The organism is Actinobacillus capsulatus DSM 19761 (genome assembly GCF_000374285.1).
GTDB lineage: Bacteria > Pseudomonadota > Gammaproteobacteria > Enterobacterales > Pasteurellaceae > Actinobacillus > Actinobacillus capsulatus.
This window is the reverse complement of record NZ_KB893942.1, coordinates 73,062-94,667: the sequence shown is the minus strand read 5'-3', so window position 1 is coordinate 94,667 and position 21,606 is coordinate 73,062. Positions and strand designations below refer to the sequence as shown.

16 protein-coding genes and 2 pseudogenes are annotated in these 21,606 nt (G+C 39.9%); 9 read left to right on the top strand and 9 right to left on the bottom strand.

From position 1 onward, the window contains the following. Positions 1-30: 30 nt before the first annotated feature. The 5 genes from C228_RS0109565 to C228_RS0109545 all read right to left on the bottom strand — a co-directional run bounded on the left by C228_RS0109565 (position 31) and on the right by C228_RS0109545 (position 8,869). Positions 31-1,206 carry a restriction endonuclease subunit S gene (locus tag C228_RS0109565; protein ID WP_018652399.1) on the bottom strand — a complete coding sequence of 392 codons (1,176 nt, stop codon included), beginning with the start codon at positions 1,204-1,206 and terminating at the stop codon, positions 31-33. Continuing rightward, a complete protein-coding gene (locus C228_RS0109560) occupies positions 1,199-2,872 on the bottom strand; it encodes an HsdM family class I SAM-dependent methyltransferase (protein WP_018652398.1) in 1,674 nt (557 codons plus the stop codon). The genes C228_RS0109565 and C228_RS0109560 overlap by 8 nt, the downstream gene beginning before the upstream one ends. Next, positions 2,869-4,749, bottom strand: a complete 1,881-nt coding sequence (locus tag C228_RS0109555; protein WP_018652397.1) for a Fic family protein — start codon at positions 4,747-4,749, stop codon at positions 2,869-2,871. The genes C228_RS0109560 and C228_RS0109555 overlap by 4 nt, the downstream gene beginning before the upstream one ends. Before the next feature lies 1 nt (position 4,750). After that, on the bottom strand, positions 4,751-7,885 hold the full coding sequence (locus C228_RS0109550) for a type I restriction endonuclease subunit R (RefSeq protein WP_018652396.1): 3,135 nt from the start codon (positions 7,883-7,885) through the stop codon (positions 4,751-4,753). Positions 7,886-8,002: 117 nt separating this feature from the next. Beyond that, on the bottom strand, positions 8,003-8,869 hold the full coding sequence (locus tag C228_RS0109545) for an NAD(P)-dependent oxidoreductase (protein ID WP_018652395.1): 867 nt from the start codon (positions 8,867-8,869) through the stop codon (positions 8,003-8,005). A gap of 210 nt (positions 8,870-9,079) precedes the next feature. Here C228_RS0109545 and C228_RS13595 point away from each other — a divergent pair. From C228_RS13595 to C228_RS13590, 7 genes and pseudogenes are all read left to right on the top strand, one after another. Next, positions 9,080-10,034, top strand: a pseudogene (locus C228_RS13595) (zinc-binding dehydrogenase). A gap of 148 nt (positions 10,035-10,182) precedes the next feature. After that, positions 10,183-10,440 carry a type II toxin-antitoxin system Phd/YefM family antitoxin gene (locus C228_RS0109535; RefSeq protein ID WP_005598164.1) on the top strand — a complete coding sequence of 86 codons (258 nt, stop codon included), beginning with the start codon at positions 10,183-10,185 and terminating at the stop codon, positions 10,438-10,440. A 9-nt stretch (positions 10,441-10,449) separates the two neighbouring features. Beyond that, positions 10,450-10,869, top strand: a complete 420-nt coding sequence (locus C228_RS0109530) for a type II toxin-antitoxin system VapC family toxin (protein ID WP_018652394.1) — start codon at positions 10,450-10,452, stop codon at positions 10,867-10,869. A gap of 169 nt (positions 10,870-11,038) precedes the next feature. Continuing rightward, a complete protein-coding gene (gene yghU, locus C228_RS0109525; RefSeq protein ID WP_018652393.1) occupies positions 11,039-11,833 on the top strand; it encodes a glutathione-dependent disulfide-bond oxidoreductase in 795 nt (264 codons plus the stop codon). A gap of 13 nt (positions 11,834-11,846) precedes the next feature. Further along, positions 11,847-12,698 (top strand): S-formylglutathione hydrolase, encoded by an 852-nt coding sequence (gene fghA, locus C228_RS0109520; RefSeq protein WP_018652392.1) that lies wholly within the window; start codon positions 11,847-11,849, stop codon positions 12,696-12,698. A gap of 1 nt (position 12,699) precedes the next feature. Further along, complete coding sequence (locus C228_RS0109515) at positions 12,700-13,803, top strand: MBL fold metallo-hydrolase (protein ID WP_018652391.1); 1,104 nt, start codon at positions 12,700-12,702, stop codon at positions 13,801-13,803. A 140-nt stretch (positions 13,804-13,943) separates the two neighbouring features. After that, complete coding sequence (locus C228_RS13590) at positions 13,944-14,183, top strand: hypothetical protein (protein ID WP_018652390.1); 240 nt, start codon at positions 13,944-13,946, stop codon at positions 14,181-14,183. 240 nt (positions 14,184-14,423) lie between these two features. Here the strand turns inward: C228_RS13590 and C228_RS0109505 are convergent, their stop codons facing one another. Both C228_RS0109505 and C228_RS0109500 read right to left on the bottom strand, forming a co-directional pair. Next, positions 14,424-16,607: a S8 family peptidase gene (locus tag C228_RS0109505; RefSeq protein WP_018652389.1), complete on the bottom strand. Its 2,184-nt coding sequence runs from the start codon at positions 16,605-16,607 to the stop codon at positions 14,424-14,426. Then, a complete protein-coding gene (locus C228_RS0109500) occupies positions 16,607-17,686 on the bottom strand; it encodes an AAA family ATPase (RefSeq protein WP_018652388.1) in 1,080 nt (359 codons plus the stop codon). The genes C228_RS0109505 and C228_RS0109500 overlap by 1 nt, the downstream gene beginning before the upstream one ends. 261 nt (positions 17,687-17,947) lie before the next feature. On the opposite strand from C228_RS0109500, the gene C228_RS0109495 reads away from it, so the two are divergent. Next, positions 17,948-18,274 carry a thioredoxin family protein gene (locus tag C228_RS0109495; protein WP_018652387.1) on the top strand — a complete coding sequence of 109 codons (327 nt, stop codon included), beginning with the start codon at positions 17,948-17,950 and terminating at the stop codon, positions 18,272-18,274. Positions 18,275-18,308: 34 nt separating this feature from the next. Here C228_RS0109495 and mpl read toward each other — a convergent pair whose 3' ends face one another. After that, complete coding sequence (gene mpl / locus C228_RS0109490; RefSeq protein ID WP_018652386.1) at positions 18,309-19,673, bottom strand: UDP-N-acetylmuramate:L-alanyl-gamma-D-glutamyl-meso-diaminopimelate ligase; 1,365 nt, start codon at positions 19,671-19,673, stop codon at positions 18,309-18,311. A gap of 122 nt (positions 19,674-19,795) precedes the next feature. On the opposite strand from mpl, the gene fbp reads away from it, so the two are divergent. Next, positions 19,796-20,800, top strand: coding sequence for a class 1 fructose-bisphosphatase (gene fbp, locus C228_RS0109485; protein WP_018652385.1), 1,005 nt, complete (start codon positions 19,796-19,798; stop codon positions 20,798-20,800). A gap of 71 nt (positions 20,801-20,871) precedes the next feature. On the opposite strand, the pseudogene C228_RS13585 reads toward fbp, so the two are convergent. Then, positions 20,872-21,598, bottom strand: a pseudogene (locus C228_RS13585) (glutathione peroxidase). Positions 21,599-21,606: the final 8 nt, after the last annotated feature.

Sequence of the window (21,606 nt, the reverse complement as noted above, 5' to 3'; positions counted from 1 at the left end):
GGACGCACTGCGTGCGTCCTATTTTCCACCCTACACCACCTCAACCTGCCCATTCATTAACATTGGCAAAAGAAAATCCCGGAGTTGGGTGAGTTTTTGGGTTTCTTTGGCGTTGGTTTTGATTTTTTCAAAAATTGGATTTACAGCAACAAAATATTTTTCCAGAATTTTATTATTTGGTTCGAGCATCATGATATTAGCAAAATCATTCTTATTCATATTTGCAAATGTGTTTCCTGTTTTTGCACCAGCAACAGAAAAATAATCCAATAAAGCAAAATAAAGGTAATAACGATTAAATTCATTTTCACAAATAATTGAATTTATTTGTTGATTAGTTTGTGACAATTCAGTTACAAAACCAACTAATCCTACCGTTGCAATACAAGTTACACAAATAGCATTTTCAGGTAAGTATTTATTTTTCTGAGTATCAGCTCCAAGTACGGTCAATTTTTCTTCTGTTTTTACGATAAATGTATTTCCACGAATATCGCCAATCGTAATAAATGGAATATCTCCATTAAAATATTCAGGCTTTTCTTTTAAGGGTGTTTTACCCGTTACGATATTATTTTCAATTTCGCCAATAGTTGATTTTCCCCACCCCTTCGGCACTTCTCGTTTTAGTTCGGGGTGGTAAACCATTTCGCCGCCTGATGATTTGTAGGGGTTGCCGTTTTCATCGGGGAAGTCGAATTGCACAAACCAGTAGTCGTAGAGCGTTTTCGCCATTTTTTCTAGTTCGGCGTTAATTTGTTGATTTAGGGCAATTTTGCGATCCAATGTGGAAAGCACTTGGGCGATTTTTTGTTGGGTTTCTAAATCAGTATATGCCTTTATTTTTAATGGGTGTAAATGGTTTCGGTTCATTGTAGGAACACCTGAACCTGACTTTTGATTTCCTAAATCTAAATAATGTAAAAGATAATAGATATATTCAACATCATTCCCTTTAAAATCCTTAACGAATAACGCAGTATTATGTGGAAAAAAATTCTTTCTCAATAAATGAGGAATACCAACTGTTCCACTTCGCCCAATAGTAATTCCGGGAGCTTCCACTTTATATTCATTGTGGTAGCCTAAAACCCCATTTGATGATTGAACAGGATATTCTCCTTCTACAAATTCCGAACGTGGTAAATCATACCCCCGTTGAAACTCAATTAAATCCCCTAATTGACAAGATACCAATTTATTCATCTCGCAAACTTCCCCTAATTTCCACCGCTTGTGCGTTAAATTTTAACGTTGCCATTTGTTGCTGAATTTGGCTTTCTAACGTCTTGCTTTCGGCAAAAAGTGCGATCAAATTTTGTTGAAAATCTGCCATTTTCTGCTCAAACTCGGCTGCGGTGATGTCGATATGGTCGATTTTCACGTCAAAATACTGCCCTGCGGATAGGCTATGATTTTTGGCTGCAATGTCGGCATAAGAGACCACCACCGAGAAATCGTCTTCCGCTTTTTTCTGGTTGAACACGTCAATAATGCGTTGTTCTTCTTCGGCGGAAAGCACAGTTTTTTGGTTTTTGCCCTCTTTGATTTTTTCGCCCAAGTTGCTGGCGTCAATCAACACCACATTCTCTTTGTTAGCTCGGTCGAGAAAGAGAATAGAGACATTCGTGCCAGTGGTAGCGAAAATGTTAGACGGCATTGATACCACGCCCGCTAACATTTTTTCGCTCACCAGAAATTCTCGGATTTTTTTATCAATACCCGATTGTGCGGTAATAAAGCCCGTTGGCAACACCACCGCAGCCTTGCCGTCTGCCTTGAGCGAGTGAATGATGTGCTGAACAAAAAGCTGATAAATCGCCATTCCCTCTTTTTTGGCTTTTGGCACGTTTGGCACGCCAGCAAAAAAGCGATCCTTGTGGGCGGGCGTGGCTAATTCTTCTCGCACTTCGCTGAAATCCATTTTGAACGGTGGGTTAGACACGATGTAATCAAACTGGCGGAGTTGATCGCCCGATTTGTGGTAAGGGTGCGTCATCGTGTTGCCTTGCACCACATTAGGAATGCTGGCGACAAGATTGTTCAAGATCAGGTTTAATCGCAACAAGTTTGACGATTTTTGCGAAATATCCTGTGTGTAAATGGTACATTTTTCTTCGCCAATGGCGTGGGCGATGTTCATCAACAAAGTGCCAGAGCCTGCGGACGGGTCGTAACAGCTGACATTTTGTAACTGCCCGCGCACGTTTTCAGGCACGAGAATTGCCGCCATAATACGAGCCACCGCGTGTGGCGTGTAGTATTCGGCATATTTTCCGCCCGAGTTGGTGTTGTAATCTTTGATGAGATACTCAAAAATCGTGGCGTAAAAATCAAATTTTTGGTTGAAAATATGCTCAAAACTAAATTCCACCAATTTGTTAATCACCGCACGGCAGAAGGCGTCTCGCTTGCTTGGGTCGGCAATGTATTGGCTAACACGCTCAAACAAGTTGATTTTCGCCCCGCCTTCAGTTTTCACCGAGAAAATATCCGCATTGTGGGCGGCAATGTCCATTAGGGTTTCATCAAACAGATTGGCAAAGTTGGCGATGTTCGATTGGTTGAACAAATGGCTGATAAATTGATTTGGTCGCAAAATGGCGGTGTCGCCATTCATCTGCATTGTTAAAAAGTCAAAATCATCAACGGACATCTCGCTCAACGCCTGCTCCCAGCTTTCACACTCCGCCAAAGACGGCTCAATCTGCTTGATTTCAAAAGCAAATTTATCGTTGAGAAATTTATACAAAAACACTTGAGTGATGATTTTAAATTCATTGCCATCATTCCCCAGCCCATAACTCGCACAAATGGCTTTTAAGCTGTCGATCAATTCTTTGGTTTTTTGTTGAAAACGTTGTTCGGTCATTTTGGGTTACTCTTCATTAAATGTTGTTTGCCTTTTTCGGTTAAGCGATATTTTTGGTTAGGACTCGTTGTTTTATCAGGAATCGTCATCTCAATTAACGCTTGTTTCAATGCTGGTGCTATGTAAGTTTTCCGAATATGCTTTTTATCTGTTATGGATAAATCTTCCGCTAATTGCACAATACCTTTTTCATCATTACCCAACACCTGCACTAATCTAGCTAGGGGAGTAGCTAGGGGGGTAGCTAGGGGGGTAACTTGGTCATTTACTTGGACTTTGCCTAAGCTGTGTGAATAGCCCACCACGCCTTCTCCCTGATGATTTAAGGGTTCATTGTGGTCCGTTGTGGTTTTTATCCGATCATAATCAAAATTTGATTTTGTTTTGACTAACTCCGTGAGCAAGTAAATTCTATCTACACGTTTTTCGCCTGTTACCGTTAAAAAACCTTTATTTTTGAGTTGGGCTAAGGCAAGGGTAATTTCTCGCCCTGTGTATTGCGGAATACCTTCTACAATTTGTTTATGGCTTGCTTGTTGCCCATTTACCGCAATAAATAATAAACAATCTTTCGGTACACTCTTCAATTTCGTAAAGGTTGTACCAAAACAAGCGGTCAAATTTTCTGCCCAATTTGCAATTTCGCCATCGTGGAAAGTAAGCGTGAGTTTCGTGTAATCAATTTGACTCTCAAGTTTAGGTGGCGTGAAATAACGCCCTTGCCAATGCTCAAAAATATCCCTCACTCCTTGTCCTTGGCGTTCACAAAGCCCAATTCTACGCAAGATGTTGTGTAACGTACCATTACGACATTCAGAACGATTGCCTTGAATCGCTTGTCCTACATCAACCAACATTACCCCTGCATTTTCAAAACTGATTTGATTTTGCGTTTTTATGATTTTTAAATGTCGCACGTCATTAAAATAATCTGCGTGAGCAATGGCATTAACTAAGGCTTCTCGTAAGGCATCGGTAATTTCATTTTCTTCCGTACGAGTGAGATTATCTAATTTAAAATGGCTGTCCTTGCCAAGTGCGGTAATAAGTGGCGACACTTTGAGATAAAACTCAAAAAGATTGCCGTCATCAAGATCAAAATCGGTAATACGTAAATCATAGCGGTTGTTTTGCTCGCTTTTTTCGTAATACTCAAAGAAAAAATGCTTAAACACCGATTTAATGACATTGCCTTTACCAAATAAAAGCAAGCCTGCATAGGTAATCCCTGATTGATTAGCTGATACGTCATAATTAAATACACCAATTCGCTCGATCAAATCTTGATCCGAAAGCGTTAAAAGTGATGAATTTGGATTATGTGCTTTCAATAAATTTCGATATTTATTTAACGTGCCTAAATTGAGATGTGCTAATGTAGCAAAAGGCAAAATACGTCCATCTTCATCTTTTTTGGAATAACTAGAAAGAAAAGAGCGTAATTCACTGTCCGTTAATTTATGATCGCCAGTATTTAGCCGAATGTAAGAAAGTCGATAATCTTGATTTAAATGCACGGGTCTTTCATTGATTTCTGCTCGGCGAATATAGGTTGCAATAACCTGTTTTCCCTGAATCTCAAATACTTTAACGTCATCATCATTGAGTAGCGAAACACTGACTTTTTGACTTTGAGATTGTGAAAAAATAAGGTCTTTAATTTGTTCTGGCTTATTGACTCCAGAAATCTCAAATTTATTTTTTTCTTTCTCGGCAACGCCTAACAAAATAAAGCCACCTGATTGATTAGCAAAAGCAGAATAACTTTCCCAAAAAGATTTGGGGACATCATTTTTGGCTTCTTTGTACTCCACCCCTATTTCTGCCTGAAAATTGCCAGAAAGTAGCATTTGCTCAATATCATTCCAGTTTTTCATACTACGCCCCTATATACTCACTCACAATCAATTTATTTAAGTTCATTAAGGCTTTGTTATCGAGCGGCAATTGGAACTCGCTTTTGAGTTTCGTCACCGTACGTAAACTCTCTTTTTCAAAATAGCTCGAAGAGCTTTGGAGTAAATCACCCTGATTTAGCACAAATTGGTCGTTGCTAAATTTAATCTGCTGTAAGCCTTCCATAAAATGGCTACGGTTTTGTTGCAAGCCAAAATCTTGTACGCCACGTTTGAAAATGCGGACAAATTTAGCATCGCCTGAAAATTTGAGCGACAAGCGGTCATTTTCGGCATTTAATTTACCAATTTGGCGTTCTAGTTTGGCGAATTCATCAATGTGCATTTGCATTTCCGCTTGGCTTACAGATTGCACGTTACGTTTTTCAAACAGATGTTTCAATTCGTCTAGTAAACGGACAAATTCAGGATCTTTTTGGTCTATGTTGCGAGCGAAAGCTTCACGAGTTTTCCGCATTTGGTCTTGTAAACTGTCGGCTAATTTTAATTCTGCCTCACTTTTTTTGTGGAATGTGAAGTAGATATTTTCCAATGCCTCGTTTAACACGCCTTGCAAATCGCCCGAATCCACTCGTTCCATAGTATTTACTTGGAACAGACGGTCTAGCACTTGGCGGTAAAGCACGTTGTATTGCTCAAAATCAAGGCGTTCTAAGCCTGATTTTTCGTCCACTTTGAGCTGGTTATACAGGCTTCTTGCCAATTCCAACGTGCGTTTTAATTCGAGTAATTTTTGTTTGTCGTCAATTTCATCAAGCTGTTGGCGGAAAATTTCGGCATTTTCAGTTTCAAAATCAAAAAGTACCTCTTTGATTTGAGCGATGTCTTGATCGATTTCCGCTTGCGATTTGAAAAGTTGGGAATAATGTTCCGCTTCATCGCCTAATTCAAGTTGTAATTCCGCTTGGTAGGCAGCATTGGTTTTATCAAATTCCGCCTGAATATCAGCAAAATCTACCACATAACCAAATTCATAGTCCTTATAGGTACGGTTCACCCTTGTGAGAGCTTGCAATAGGTTATGTTCTTTGATTACTCGCCCTAAATAGAGCTTTTTCAGACGTTTTGCGTCAAAACCTGTGAGCAACATATTGTAAACAAACAGTAAATCGGTTTTGCCGGCTTTGTAATCGTCCACAAGGTCTTTACGGTAAGTTTTATCGCCTTCGTCCGATAAAATCAAACTTGCAGATGTTACCGTACGTTTAGCTAGGTTATAAGTTGCAGTTGGCTCGGCAACTTTCGGTAATTCATCAAAAAAGTGCGGATCATTTTCAGCCAGTTTTTCACGGTAAGCGGTCAAATCTTGCGGATTTTCTGCATATTTTTGGTTGAATAGAAAGTGCATCATTCGGGCTTGATCGCTACTGTCGCAAATCACCATCGCCCCGAGCGAATTGTCGGCTTTTTGTCGTCTGAATTTTTCAAAATCCTGCACGATGTAGTCTAGCATTGGCTCAACAAAACGGCGGCGACTGGTAATGGCTCGGCTTTTAATACTGCCTTGTTGAATTTGCAAGTCCGCCAAAATTTGGCTAAGTTCCGCTTTGTAATTGCTTTCGATTTCTTCACGAATCAGGCGGAGCGTGTAACCGTCTGCAATGGATTGATTGTAGTAATACTTATGAATGTAATCACCAAAAATTGCCGTTGAGCCAACTCGGTTTTTACCGCCTCCGAGCAATGGTGTGCCCGTCAAGCCAATATGTACCGCACTTGGGTCTGCTTGGATTAGGCTAGCTAAAAATTGGCTCACGGTTTGTGCTTGATTACCAAAACTGCGGTGTGCTTCATCAATAAAAAAGATACGCTGCACACTGATGTCGTAATCAGGAATAAATTCCGCTACATTACTATTTTGGAATTTTTGGATATTGATCACCGTAATTTCAGGATCACCGCTACAGTTACTCAATGCAGCAGCTTTCCGCATTTCTTGAGCAAATTCTTCACGGCTGTTAATACTATTTACTTGTAATCCACGATGGCTAAATTCCGATATTGCCTGATTGCGTAAATCAAGTCTGTCCACAATGAAATAGAATTTAGGAATCACATTTTGGCGTTGATAAAAATCAGTGAGTACTCGTACGTTGTAATACGCCAGCGCCGTTTTACCACTGCCTTGAGTGTGCCAAATAATGCCTTTCTTTTTACCTGCTGCTAAATGGCGGCTGATCGCCTTAGTCGCAAACAGTTGTGGATAACGCATTACGTGTTTTTCCACGCTACCTTGCTCTTCTACATAGGCAATGCCGTATTTCAACAGAAATAACAAACGTTCTTTATGCAATAATGCAGTACAAAGACGATTAGTCGGTGAATTTGGATCAAGATTGGTACGAAATTCCGCATCGTTTTTCAACATCGGCTCATTAAAGTCTAACAAAATACGGTTTAATTCCGCCTCTGGTAAAATTGCAAGATTTTCGTTTAATTTGACCGCTTGTTCTTCGGCAATTTCTCCCTCATCACGGAAATAATTAAACTGTACACCATGAAAACCTGTCGTCGCATAAAATGCCCCCTGAGTTTTATAGCGATCAGCAGCTTGATATTCCTGATTATTGGAAAAAATCATCAACTGAGTGGCGTTGATGTAAGGACGGAAAGCTGGCTTTTTACAGCGATATTGCATACGCTCAAACTCCGATTGCAATCCATTTTGGGCATTCGGCTTTTTCACTTCTAAAAACACTAACGGTAAACCGTTAATCAGTAGGGTAATATCCGGACGGAAATTGTCACCGTCTTTGTCACCACAAGTTAGTTCGGCAACAACGTGAAATTGGTTGTTCTCAATACAGTCAAAATCAATCAGGCGAGCTGTGCCAACTTGCAGTAAACGCTTATAAAACGCTTGCCCTAAATCTTCATTTTTGAGCAACATCGCCACATCTTTCAACTCTCGTTCAAGATCAAAAGTAGTCAAATTTGGGTTAATTTTTGCAATCGCCGACTTAAAAATCTCACCAAAAATGTTATTGCTAACATCCCATTGCGCTGTTTTTAGCGAAAGGTATTGATATCCCAAACGCCCTAAATGTGCTACTGCGGGAATTTGAACTCTGGTTTTTTCGTTATAGCGAGCCGTCATTGCTGTTTTCCTGTATTTATTGAGATAAGTATATATTACACTAATTTCAGCTTTCTTCAGAATATAAAAAACGCCGTCAGGCTTTGTCTGACAGCGTTTCTTTTCAAATAAGGAGGACTATTTCGCCAACTGCAAATAAATGCCTGAAACGTCTTGCTCGCCGAGATCGGCGGCAACAGCATTGCGATATTGTTCGGCTACAGTTTTTACTGTGGGTAGATCTAGATTTGCTTTTTCCAGCTCACCGCAAGCGAGATTGAGATCTTTACTTGCGTGTTTGAGCATAAATGCTGCAGGGAATTCTTTTGCGAGTAACAATGGCTTTTTAGTTTGGAACATCGGTGAGTTCATTGCCGAGTCACCAAGCGCTTCCGCTAATTCATTTAAGTCGATGCCGAATTGTTCGCCCATTAACATTGCTTCCGCATAGGCTTCACCGAAAATACCGAGCAATGAATTCAATACTAATTTCGCACCTGAGCCTTTACCCACATCACCAAAATGGAAAGTGCGTTGTCCTAAGATGCTGAAAACATTACGCAACGGATTAAGCACAGCCTCATCGCCACCAAATAAAATTAATAACGTACCGTTGGTCGCCGGCACAATAGAACCTGAAACCGGTGCTTCGGCAAAACGTCCGCCGTGTTGTTCAACAATCACTTTTAACTGATTATTTTCAGTAGGTGAAACAGTACTCATATTCACAATAATTTTGCCGTTTAAATTGGCGCAAACTTCCTCATTGAGAATATCTTTTGCCGCAGCAAAATCAGACACCATCAAAATAACCGCTTCGTAAGCACGCACAAGTTCAGCAGCAGAACCATACACTTTCGCACCTTTTTCAGCAAATTCGCTGCATTTAGCGATATTTCGATTAAACACACCGACTTCAATATCGTGTGCTAATAAACGATTTACCATTGGTACACCCATTTGACCTAAGCCAATCCAACCTACTTGTTTAAATTCTGTTGTCATAATGTTTTCCTTCTGTGTATGGGTAAAAACTGTCCGGATTGTATGTCATTTTTTCTCAGGCGAAAAGGGGGTTTTTCAGTACCAGATACACAGGTTAAGACATCAATTCTATTTATATCTCTTATTACGAAAAGTGATTAGCATTTATATTAAAACAAGCGGTAAAATTTATAGAGTTTTTTACTGCAATCTATAAAAAGAAGGAAAGCAATGGAATTTATTAAAACCCGTGCGGCGGTCGCTTGGGCGCCGAATGAACCATTAAAAATTGAAGAATTGGATTTAATGCCGCCGCAAAAAGGCGAAGTATTAGCCCGTTTAGTGGCAACCGGTGTGTGTCATACTGATGCTTATACTCTTTCCGGTCAAGATAGCGAAGGTGTGTTTCCATGTGTACTTGGTCACGAAGGTGCAGAGATCGTAGAAGCAGTCGGTGAAGGCGTAATCGATTTTCCACTATATGGGCACTTCAACCTTCTCCGAACATACGGTTGTTTCCGAATACTCATTAGCAAAAATTCAGGAAAATGCACCGCTTGATGAAGTGTGCTTGCTTGGTTGTGGCGTAACCACCGGTATCGGTGCGGTAACGCATACTGCAAAAGTGAAAAAAGGCGATACAGTCGCGATTTTCGGCTTAGGCGGTATCGGCTTAGCAGCAATTATCGGTGCAAGAATGGTGAGCACAGGTCGTATTATTGCGATCGACATTAATCCGGCTAAATTTGAGAAAGCCAAAGAGCTTGGCGTAACGGATTGTATCAACCTGAAAGATTACGATAAGCCAATTCAAAATGTAATTATCGAGATGACTGACGGCGGCGTAGATTTCTCATTTGAATGTGTGGGCAATGTAGATTTAATGCGTTCTGCGTTGGAATGTTGTCACAAAGGTTGGGGTGAAAGCATTATTATCGGCGTAGCACCGGCAGGTGCGGAAATCCGTACGCGTCCGTTCCAATTAGTGACAGGTCGTGTATGGCGTGGTTCAGCATTCGGTGGTGTGAAAGGACGCACCGAATTACCGGGCATTATAGACCAATTTATGAAAGGCGAATTTAAATTGCGTGATTTCATCACTCACACTATGCCGTTGGAAGACATCAACAAAGCCTTTGATTTAATGCACGAAGGTAAATCAATCCGCACGGTGATTCATTTCTAATTTAATAATATAAGGGGCGTAAGCCCCTTTTGTTTTCCTACCGAGCTTCTTCTCTAAAATCTTCCTGTCATTTTGCAACGAGCTTGCTAATGTATATAAAATAGACTATTATTTTTGTAGCAACTTAGCTACAAAAGGAGAAATTAATATGAAAATTATAACCAGCCGTGAATTTAATCAAAACCTTGGCAAAGCTCAAAAGGCGGCACTTACCGCCCCTGTAATTATCACCAACCGAGGCGAGCCAGCGTTTGTGTTGATGAACTATACTGAATATGAACGCCAAACGGCTCCTGTATTCAGGAGTGCATTAGAAGCCTTAACACCAAGCGATCCAAATGTGGCGGATATAGAACTTGAATTGCAACCTCGTAGTCGTGGACAACGCCGTCCAGTAGAGTTCTAGGAGGAACTAATGTATTTACTGGATACAAATTTAATTAGTGAAACTCGTAAGATTGAAAAAGGAAAGGCTAATCAAGGTGTTGTTGCGTGGCTTGCGACTATTCCAGCATTTCAAATTTATACTAATGCAGTTGTCTTAATGGAACTTGAACGAGGCATCTTAGCGATGGAACGTAAAGATCCCAAACAAGGAACAATGCTAAGAAACTGGTTTGAAAATGATATTAAAACCACTTTTAGAGGCAAAATCCTTAATATTGATGAAGAAACTGCCCGCATTTGTGCCAAATTACATATTCCCGATCATGCTCCTGAAAATGATGCGTGGATTACAGCGACTGCAATTCAACACAATCTGATTTTAGTCACTCGCAATGTGGCGGATTTTGCAAAAACCGGCGTGCGAGTGTTTAATCCGTTCCAAGAGTAATCACATTCTCATCACAAAATAGGCAGAACCTCTGCCTATTTTTATCTTCGCTCTATATAACCAGACATCAATCCGTTTTATATTAAACATCAGAAAAAGTGATTAGCGTTTATAACTTAACAAGCGGTAAAATTTACACAATTTTTTGCAAATTCAATGGAGAAAAGCAATGACAACCGAATATCAACCGCCAAAAGTATGGCAATGGGAAGCGCCAAACAGTGGACAATTTGCTAATATCAATCGCCCGACTTCAGGTGCTTTATTTGAACAGCATTTACCGAAAGGCGAACACGATTTACAACTTTATTCTCTCGGTACACCAAACGGCGTAAAAGTTACCGTTCTGCTTGAGGAATTATTAGAACTTGGCATCGAAAAAGCCGCTTATGATCTGTTTCTGATCGATATTAGACAAGGTGATCAATTCGGTTCGGATTTTGTGGCGATTAACCCAAATTCAAAAATTCCAGCGTTACTCGATTACAGCCGTGAAAAACCGCAGCCGGTATTTGAAAGCGGTGCGATTTTGCTTTATTTAGCTGAAAAATTTAACGCGTTCTTACCAAGCGATTTCAGCGAGCGTACCGAATGTTTGTCTTGGTTATTTTGGCAAATGGCAAGTGCACCTTACGTGGGCGGCGGTTTCGGGCATTTCTACAAATATGCACCGACTAAGCAAGAATATCCGATTAACCGTTTTACCCTTGAAACGAAACGCCAGTTAGACTTGTTAAATAAACAGCTTGCCGACAAAAACTATATTTGTGGTGAACATTACAGTATTGCCGATATTGCAATTTGGGGCTGGTATGGACAAATCGTGTTAAATCGTGTGTATGATGCTGCTGAATTTTTAGCGGTACACGAATATCCGCATCTGATGCGTTGGGCGGAACAGATTGCGAATCGTCCGGCTGTGGTTCGTGCCTTAGCAAAAGAATATCGCTCAATTAAGTCGTAAAAAAGGGAGAAAAATGACCGCACTTACTCAAATTGCCCGCTATAAAATGTTTGGCGGCTATCACGAACGTTATACACATTATTCGAACAGCACCCATTGTGAGATGACCTTTGCTATCTACTTACCACCGCAAGTGGAACAAGGGCAAAAAGTGCCGGTGCTTTATTGGCTTTCGGGGCTGACTTGTACCGATGAGAACTTTGCGACCAAAGCCGGCGCCCAACAATTTGCCGCACAGCACGGTATTGCGATTGTGATGCCGGATACCTCACCACGTGGCGAATCCGTTGCAAATGATGAAGGCTATGATTTAGGTCAAGGTGCCGGTTTCTACCTGAATGCCACCCAACAACCGTGGGCTGCACATTTCAGAATGTACGATTACATTGTGCAAGAGCTACCGGCACTTATTGAAGCAAACTTCCCAGTTAGTGATAAACGTTCAATTTCAGGTCACAGTATGGGCGGACACGGTGCGATCCAAATCGGCTTAAAGAATCCGGATCGTTACTGTGCGATCTCGGCTTTCTCGCCGATCGTTACCCCAAGCCAAGTACCGTGGGGACAAAAAGCCTTCACCGCTTATTTAGGCGAAGATCAGACCGCTTGGGCGGAATATGACAGCTTTGCGTTATTAGATAAGGTATCACCGGCTCGCCCTATTTTGATTGAGCAAGGGCTTGCCGATAGCTTCTATCCAACCCAATTACAGCCGGAAATGTTTACCGAAAAAGCACAAAAATTGGGCTTTGATGTCACACTAAATTTGCACGAAGGCTATGATCACAGCTATTTCTTTATCGCCAGTTTTATCGAAAAACATATCGCATTTCACGCAAAAGCGTTAATCGGCGTGGGAGCATAATGTGAAGAAATACTTAAAAGGTTTAGTGTATTTACTTGCTGGATTACTGTTGGTGGTCGCTATATTGGGGGTAATGCTCTACCGTAATATTGGCGGCTTACCAGACGAAAGTCGCTTTCGTGATCTGCCGTATTACAAAAACGGACAATTTACCAATTTGTATGAACCGGAATTGCCTTACTATCCAGAACAGGCAACCGGCAAAGGTGGCTTTATTCGTTATGACGGTTATACACCGAAAGCACCTTTACCGATGGCGATGTTAGATCAGAACAGCTTTGGACAAGCAGAACAATTCGCTTACTACTGGTTAGGACATTCTTCGGCAATTTTAGAGTTAAGCGGTCAGCGTATTTTAATCGATCCGGTTTTCGGCAATGCGAATCCGCTCAATTTTCCGTTGATTGCCCCTCGCTTTCAAGAAGCGCCAATTGAACTGAAAAACTTACCAAAGCTCGATGCGGTGCTACTGACGCACGATCACTATGATCATTTGGAAGCGGATACGATTCGCCATTTAGCGGATAAAGTTGATCGCTTTATTGCACCATTAGGTGTGGGAGCGAGATTACAATCTTGGGGCGTGCCGGCGGAAAACATTACCGAATTGGGTTGGGGTGATAGCAGTATGCTCGGTGAGATAAAACTGACCGCAGAAACTGCTCAACACTATACTTCTCGCTGGACAACCGATCGTAATAAAACGCTGTGGGCTTCTTTTGTCTTGGAAGCAAACGGACAACGCCTCTTTTGGAGCGGAGACACCGGCTACAGTAAACATTTAGCGGAAATTGGACAGAAATATGGCGAATTTGATTTTGCTTTTGTTGAGATTGATGCCGCCAATGCAGGCTGGCCAAAAACGCATATGTTCCCAGAGCAAGCGGTGCAAGCCGCCCAAGATCTTAAGGCGAAACGAATGTTACCGATTCATTGGGGCGTATTTAGCTTAGGACGTAATCCTTGGTATCAATCAATTGACACTAGCGTTAAAACCGCAGCGGAAAAAGGCATTGTATTGGATGTGCCGAAAATGGGCGAAAAATATCAACCAGAACATTTCCAAAATGACCAATGGTGGCAATCTCAAGCGTTGAGAAGATAAAGTTTTTACTAACTTAAGACTAATAACAAGCGGTCGAATTCTTGCAAAACTTCGGTATTCTGTAGCAGTTGTACAAAGGCCGCCTAACTAAATTTTACTACAATTCCTGTGAGTTTTACTAACTACAAGGATTTTTATTTATGATAAAAGCAAGGGATACAAATGCTATTCAGCAGAAAATCGTTAAATTAACACGAGACGTTACCTATTTCGAAAAATGTATCGAGGTAGCTAAACAGCATATTACTACGTTACAGCAAGCCTTGATAGCATTAAATAGTGAGCCATTTTCATTAGCAACGAAACAGCGTGGCAAAAAATCTAAATCTTACACTTATCGCCCTAATGAATTTATTGCCAACAAACGAGATTATGATTAAGGCTTTTGAGTTGGAAGGCTATACACCTGATAAATTTGATTTCCACTCGATTGTTATTGCATTTTCTCACGCATTAAGAAGATTACATGGAAGTTAAAAGAGATTGGAACATAAGAAAATAGCGGTATTCTCCGCTATCAGACCGCTGCCCCTAAACCTTGCTCACATTGCTTTAAAGATTTGTCAGCGGTCTGAGCTGAATAGTGATCTTCAGCTTTTTATCATGTATATGATATTGTATTAAGTGTGTTGTAATACAATTTGTTGTTGTACCTGAATTGGTTGGAGTGTTTGATATCTCTGTCTTATCAGGTTATATAGCTCAGGCATTTCCTCTGCAGATAATGTTACAACCAAAACGTAAGGTAAATCTTCCAGTTCATCTATATGAACAGGCATACCGCAATCTCTTCCATAATAAATTATGTCAAAACATGGGGTTGTTAGCTCGTTAGCTTTAAACTTGTGTTCACTTCTTATTGTGTTTTCCCACTTATGGGCATTGCGTTGTTCACTTTCATCCATATAAATACGCTTCTGATTAAAAAATGGAAATGTAAATCCTGGAGTATCATCAGTACTTTTTCGCATAATAACTTCAAGTCCGCTTCTTGTATAATTAAGGGAATGTTCTGGATCTACTGAAGTTGAGAAACAGAATGTTGCCCTTAAAGTTACACTCCCTCGTATAGGTATGTTTGGAATTGGAATTAAGGCTCTCATATATTGTGATGGTTTGAGTATTCCTTGATAAATAACTTTTACTTCATCATCACTACAATAGATAATGTCATTAATATCATTAGGAAAACGTCCCCATCCAATTTCATGACGAGGAAAACCCTTAGACTCTGCATGATGTACGAGAAGAGCTTTAGCTGTTAACGGCGTGATATTATATTGTAAGGATGTACTTAAGGCTATTGCCTGTCGTAATACTAACGGAGCAGCAAAACTGGTACCGGCAGTGCTTACAATTCCATTCGGACTATATGTTTGAAATGGTTCTTCAGCATGTCCACCAAAAGCAACACCATCTGGTTTTATATATCCAGGGCTTCTACCTGGACCAATGCAGCTATATAAACATCTTTCCCAATCATCTGATAAGGAAGTCGCCGCACCAACGGATAGTCCATTAACTAAATCAGAAGGAGGTTGAATTCGGTTCAGCGATTCTGGCAAATGTCCGTCATTGCCAACGGCAACGGTGCAAAGTGCTCCGCTTTTAGCAAGAATTTCTTCAAGGGTCGAAGTCCATACATGAACATCATCGTCGTCAATTGGGAGCCTTGGACCTAAACTTAGGTTTATATAATCATATCTTGTTTGTTCTAATACCGTTTTTATACGGATAAGAACATCAAATAAATCTATATCAGTATTATTAATATCCGAGTCTAACACCCTATAATGATCTATATTACAATAAGGTACGCTAAGCTTTTTAGTATCATTATTCACAATACCAAAAAGAACAGGGGATGTAACATCTTGCCCATGAGAAAGTAATTGCGCACTGGTATTACCATTACTCCATATATATTCTTTAACCCAAGGAGCAAAATTATTAATTCCTAGTCCCCCATCAAATATTGCGACTTTTAAATCAGGATTTATAGCTCCTTCTGAAGGAAGACTAAGAGTGGTGCCATTGGTAGATGAACGTAATATCACAGGTTCATTACCCCGTAATTGGGGTAATTCTCTTAAGGTCCGCAGAAAAGAGAATTCTGCGAGTCTCAATGCCATATTTTTACTGGCTTTAGCCGGTATGAATGTTAATCCTTTTACGCTTATACTTCTTTCTTTATCTACGAAAACACCATTTTGTTCTGCAAATACCTCAAAAGCATCAACAATCCCTGAAGGGGTATTGGGTGTATGTAAAGCTATTTCAACAGCTACAATCTCATCATTATTAAAACTTTTTATTTTATCTGAGGTAGTTAATGTAGATATATTTTCTAACGTAATCAAATCATCTTTTAAGCTTTGATTTAGTTTGTCTTCATTTAACGTATCAAGAAAGTCCTGAAAATTTTCTTTTTTACCGGACACATAAATACAGGCTGTTGTATATTCTTCTCTCCTGCCTTTCTTTTTAATATCTTTTCTAGGCTTAATACTAACGGACTTACTGCCTATACTTTGAAGCGAAAATTTATTTAATAGTCTAACAGGAAAATAACTTTTAGCTAAAAAAGTTGGATGAAGAACGAATTTTACTACTGCTTTCCCCTCTGGCATTGCAAGCGGTAGTGTATTGTTAATTTCAGAAATGACTTTATTTAGCTGCGCTACAATAACAGGCTTGTTTTCTTCATATGTATACGGCTTATTTTTAGGTCCTCCGCCTGTATTTAATTTTACTGGTCTAGTAAGCGTTTCTCCATAACCAAGAAGCAGATTTTTATTATTCATTATTGTAATCCTTGTTCTTTCACAAATTTTTGTATTTGAGATCTTGAAATTCCTAAGTCTTGTGCAATTTTTCGTTGAGAAATATTTGTTGCTAACATCGTTTCAATAACATTTTCCAGTAAAACATTATCACCTAATAATTCATTAATTAATGTTGCACTGAATGGTTTTTTTTCTATGATAGAATTTTTTTTAGCCTGATTGATGGATCTTTCTATTATGGCATAAGAAATATCGTGTAATTTAGTTGATATATAATCTGATAAATTCTTACTAATATCTTTAGATATCAAATACTTTTTAATTAACTCTTGATCTGGGAGCTCAAAATCAATAATACTGTCAAACCGTCGCCAAACAGCAGGATCTAGAAGTTCTGAATGATTAGTTGCTGCTATCAGGACAGATTGCTTAGGCCATTCATCAATAGCTTGGAGAATAACAGTTACTAATCTTTTTAATTCACCGACATCAGTTGTATCGTCTCTCTTTTTAGCTATTGAGTCAAACTCATCAAGTAATAATACACATGGAAAAGATGAGGTATAATTGAGTACAGCTTTAATATTATTGCCGGTTTTACCTAAATAACTACTCATTACACTAGCGAGATCTAAAGTTAGAAGAGGTATATCAAGTTTATGAGCAATCCATTTGGCAGATAATGTTTTACCTACTCCTGGTGGACCACTTATAAGCAAAGATGTAGATGGATGTAGCCCACCTTCATGTAATAAGGATTCTTTCATTTCCCACTCAGCTATAAAGCGATTTAACTGAGTATTTACTTTTTCTGACCATATAGGAACTGTATCCATAATTACTGGATATGTTTCAATTAGTAATTTTTGTCTGGTATCTGCATCAACAGGAGAAAATTGAGGTGTTAATGATCGTCCTCTTGCGACTGCATTAGTGTTTGAAGTGGAAATTAAAGATTCCAATTCCCTTGCTAAGTCAGGCTGTTCTTGCTTTAACCTTTTAGCTATTACTTTCAATCTCATCACAAGACTATCTTTTTTCCCAGTAAGAGCATCATTTACTACATCAATAAACATTTCATTTATCACACTAGCCATAAATTTATAAAAAACCTCATAAATAAATAAATTTTGCAAAATTATAACCCAAAAAAAACAAAATTAAAGCCATTTTTATGTTTTTTAGCTTAAATTTAACTACTTTTTGGCAAAATTGAGCCAACATTTTTTTGTATTGGGATTATAGTAACTCTGGTAAAAGAGCGGTTAAGATTATGTGTTGAGTTTTGTGCAACTGCTACATAATACCAAAATGTTACAAAAATCTGACCGCTTGTCATTTTTAAATAGGAGGAAAATATGCATAACGCTCACGATCTTGCGACTATCGAGCAATATCTTACTGAAAATCGCCTAGTGCTACTTTATGTACAAGCACCGAATTGCGGTGTGTGTACGGTATTTAGAAAACAGGTTGCCGAAGTCGTGGCGGAATTACCTGAAATTGCAGGCATTGAAACCAATATTGCAACGGTACCGATGATTGCCAGTCGTTTTCACGTACTCACCGCACCGGCGGTACTTTTCTTTGCGGACGGCAAAGAAATTTGGCGTTCGGCGAGATATATTAATATGAGGGAACTTAAAGAAGTATTAGGGAAATATATAAAAGAATATACCGCCTAGCTCTCTAGGCGGTATTTTTACATAGACAGAAAAACTAGCTTTTTAGTGCATTTAAGAGTTTATTGTGAATGCCACCAAATGCACCGTTGCTCATCACTAAAATATGATCGTTCGGCTTCGCTTCTTTTACCACTAACGCCACCAACTCATCAAGATTTGCCGACCATGCAGCCGGTTGTGAGAGTGAATCGGTAATCACTGAAACCGCCCACGGAATTGTGTCCGGTTGGTAAACAAATACCGCATTAGCATTGGCTAAACTTGGCGCGATTTCTTCTTTATGCACGCCCATTTTCATTGTATTAGAACGAGGTTCAAGCACCACTAAAATACGTTGTTCTTTGCCCACTTTGCCACGTAAAGCGTCAATTGTTGCCGCTATTGCGGTTGGGTGATGGGCAAAGTCATCATAAACGGTAATGCCATTCACTTCACCTTTCACTTCTAAACGGCGGTTCGCATTAATAAATGAACCAAGTGCTTCACAAGCGCCAGTTACTGATACGCCTGCGTGATGTGCCGCCGCAATCGCCATCAGGGCATTGTGCATATTATGTGCACCGATAATATTCCATTTTACCTCACCGGCTTTTTCACCTTTGTGGAATACTTCAAAATGTGAACAATCTGCTGAAATCGGTTTTGCAAACCACTGTTTATCTTCACCGATAAATTGCAACTCGCTGTAACTGCCCATTTTTAGCGTATTTTGTACATTTTCATCCGCTGCCGCCGAAAGAATACAACCGCTACTCGGCATAGTACGTACTAAGTGATGGAACTGGCGTTGAATCGCTTTTAAATCATCAAAAATATCCGCATGGTCAAATTCAATATTGTTGATAATTAGCGTTTTCGGTGTGTAATGCACAAACTTAGAACGTTTATCAAAGAATGCCGAATCATACTCGTCCGCTTCAATCACAAAGAATTTGCTTGAACCGGCACGCGCCGAAATACCGAAATTACCGGCAACCCCTCCGATTAAAAAGCCGGTATCAATCTGATTTTGATCTAAAATCCACGCTAACATACCGGTAGTCGTGGTTTTGCCGTGCGTGCCAGATACTGCCAGAACCCAACGATCTTTTAACAGATGATCATGTAGCCATTGCGGGCCTGAAGTATAATTTAGTTGATTATCCAATACATATTCTACGCAAGGATTACCACGGCTCATTGCATTACCGATAACCACTAAATCCGGTGCAGACTGAAGCTGTGCCACATCATAATTAGGGATGATTTCGATGCCGTGATTTTCTAAAAATGTACTCATCGGCGGATAAACATTGGTATCCGAGCCTGTCACTTTATAGCCCAGTTCTCGTGCGATCATCGCCACACCGCCCATAAAAGTGCCACAAATACCAAGAATGTGAATGTGTTTTTGCGTCATAAATTAGCCTTTAATGTAAAAATTTTGTGATCAATGTCACAAACTTGTTATACCCCGTTAGGGGGAGCTTTAATTTCTTTCTATAATACCGCTGCTATTTTAGCATACCCCAAGGAGAAATTATGAAAACACTCGGCGAATTTATTATTGAAAAACAAGCAGAGTACCCGGAAGCGAAAGGTGAATTAAGCGGTATTTTATCGTCTATTCGCCTTGCGGCTAAAATTATTCATCGTGAAATTAACCGTGCCGGTTTAAGCCAAGATATTTTAGGCGTTGCCGGATCTGAAAACATTCAAGGCGAAGCACAAATGAAATTAGATGTGTTTGCCAATGAAACGATGAAAAAAGCATTAATTGCACGTGAAGATGTAGCAGGTTTTGCCTCTGAAGAAGATGATAACTTCGTTGCTTTTGACAACGAAAGAGGCAGAAATGCAAAATATATTTTAATGACCGACCCTTTAGACGGTTCTTCAAATATTGATGTAAACGTTTCGGTCGGCACGATTTTCTCAATTTATAAACGTGTTTCACCGATTGGTACGCCGGTTACGATTGAAGACTTCTTACAAGAAGGGCGTAAACAAGTGGCATCGGGTTATGTCACTTACGGCTCATCGACGATGTTGGTTTATACCACCGGTAATGGTGTCAACGGCTTTACTTATGACCCGTCCCTCGGTTTATTTATTCTGTCTCATCCGGATATGAAAATGCCGTTTGAAGGAAAATATTACTCAATTAACGAAGGACAGTACGTCACCTTCCCGGTGGGCGTGAAAAAATTCATCAAATATTGCCAAGAAAGTGACGAAGCGACTAAACGTCCGTATTCATCGCGTTATATCGGTTCATTAGTATCGGATTTCCACCGCAATCTGTTAAAAGGCGGAATCTATATCTACCCAACCTCAACCGTCTATCCGAAAGGTAAGCTACGTTTATTATATGAAGGCAATCCAATGGCGTTCTTAGCCGAACAAGCGGGCGGTATGGCAACAGACGGTTTTAATCCGGTTTTAGATATTAAACCAACTGAACTGCATCAACGTGTACCGTTCTTTGTCGGCTCAACCTCAATGGTGCAACAAGCGGTCAAATTTATGCAAGAATTTGCAGAATAGTCCTAATAAAAACAAAAAAACCGAACGCTTTTAAACGCTCGGTTTTTTATATAAGCGGTTAAATTTGCTTATTATTTTGCAAAATACGCTTCTAAAGCATCGCTACCGCCGATTAATTTACCGCCGATAAAGATTTGTGGAACTGTTTGGCTACCAGCAACCGCACGAATCACTTTACCGCGTTGTGAATCATTGTCTAACACGATTTCTTCAAAGCGTAAGCCTTTTTCAGCTAATAATGCTTTCGCTTTTGCACAGAATGGGCAATCTGTTTTGCTGAATACCACGATTGGATCTTGGTCTTTCCACTCTGGGTTTAAGAATTTGATCATGGTTTCCGCATCAGATACTTCAAACGGGTCGCCATCTTTTTCCGGCTCATCAAACATTTTCACTACTTCGCCGTTTTTCACGAGCATAGAATAACGCCAAGAACGTTTACCAAAGCCTAAGTTCGCTTTATCAACTAAACGCCCCATACCTTCAGTAAATTCACCGTTACCGTCTGCTAATAAGATCACACTTTCCGCATCTTGGTCTTTCGCCCATGCGTTCATTACGAAAGTATCATTTACAGAGATACAGATCACCTAATTTTTTGAACTCGCCCGCTAATTCATTGTAGCGTGGTAAGTGAGTTGATGAACAAGTTGGCGTGAATGCACCCGGTAAAGAGAAAACTACAACAGTTTTGTTATCGAATAAATCTGCAGTAGTTACATTAACCCATTCGCCACCTTTACGAGTTGGGAAGGTTACGTTAGGCACTTTTTGCCCAGTCATATCTTTAAATGACATAAAAAATT

Coding starts and splice junctions, on each gene's coding strand:
- C228_RS13590 (WP_018652390.1), top strand. CDS start 13,944: ATGATAAAAGCAAGGGATACAAATGCTATTCAGCAGAAAATCGTTAAA.
- yghU (WP_018652393.1), top strand. CDS start 11,039: ATGACAACCGAATATCAACCGCCAAAAGTATGGCAATGGGAAGCGCCA.
- fghA (WP_018652392.1), top strand. CDS start 11,847: ATGACCGCACTTACTCAAATTGCCCGCTATAAAATGTTTGGCGGCTAT.
- C228_RS0109545 (WP_018652395.1), bottom strand. CDS start 8,869: ATGACAACAGAATTTAAACAAGTAGGTTGGATTGGCTTAGGTCAAATG.
- C228_RS0109495 (WP_018652387.1), top strand. CDS start 17,948: ATGCATAACGCTCACGATCTTGCGACTATCGAGCAATATCTTACTGAA.
- C228_RS0109550 (WP_018652396.1), bottom strand. CDS start 7,885: ATGACGGCTCGCTATAACGAAAAAACCAGAGTTCAAATTCCCGCAGTA.
- C228_RS0109505 (WP_018652389.1), bottom strand. CDS start 16,607: ATGAATAATAAAAATCTGCTTCTTGGTTATGGAGAAACGCTTACTAGA.
- fbp (WP_018652385.1), top strand. CDS start 19,796: ATGAAAACACTCGGCGAATTTATTATTGAAAAACAAGCAGAGTACCCG.
- C228_RS0109530 (WP_018652394.1), top strand. CDS start 10,450: ATGTATTTACTGGATACAAATTTAATTAGTGAAACTCGTAAGATTGAA.
- C228_RS0109555 (WP_018652397.1), bottom strand. CDS start 4,749: ATGAAAAACTGGAATGATATTGAGCAAATGCTACTTTCTGGCAATTTT.
- mpl (WP_018652386.1), bottom strand. CDS start 19,673: ATGACGCAAAAACACATTCACATTCTTGGTATTTGTGGCACTTTTATG.
- C228_RS0109535 (WP_005598164.1), top strand. CDS start 10,183: ATGAAAATTATAACCAGCCGTGAATTTAATCAAAACCTTGGCAAAGCT.
- C228_RS0109565 (WP_018652399.1), bottom strand. CDS start 1,206: ATGAATAAATTGGTATCTTGTCAATTAGGGGATTTAATTGAGTTTCAA.
- C228_RS0109500 (WP_018652388.1), bottom strand. CDS start 17,686: ATGGCTAGTGTGATAAATGAAATGTTTATTGATGTAGTAAATGATGCT.
- C228_RS0109560 (WP_018652398.1), bottom strand. CDS start 2,872: ATGACCGAACAACGTTTTCAACAAAAAACCAAAGAATTGATCGACAGC.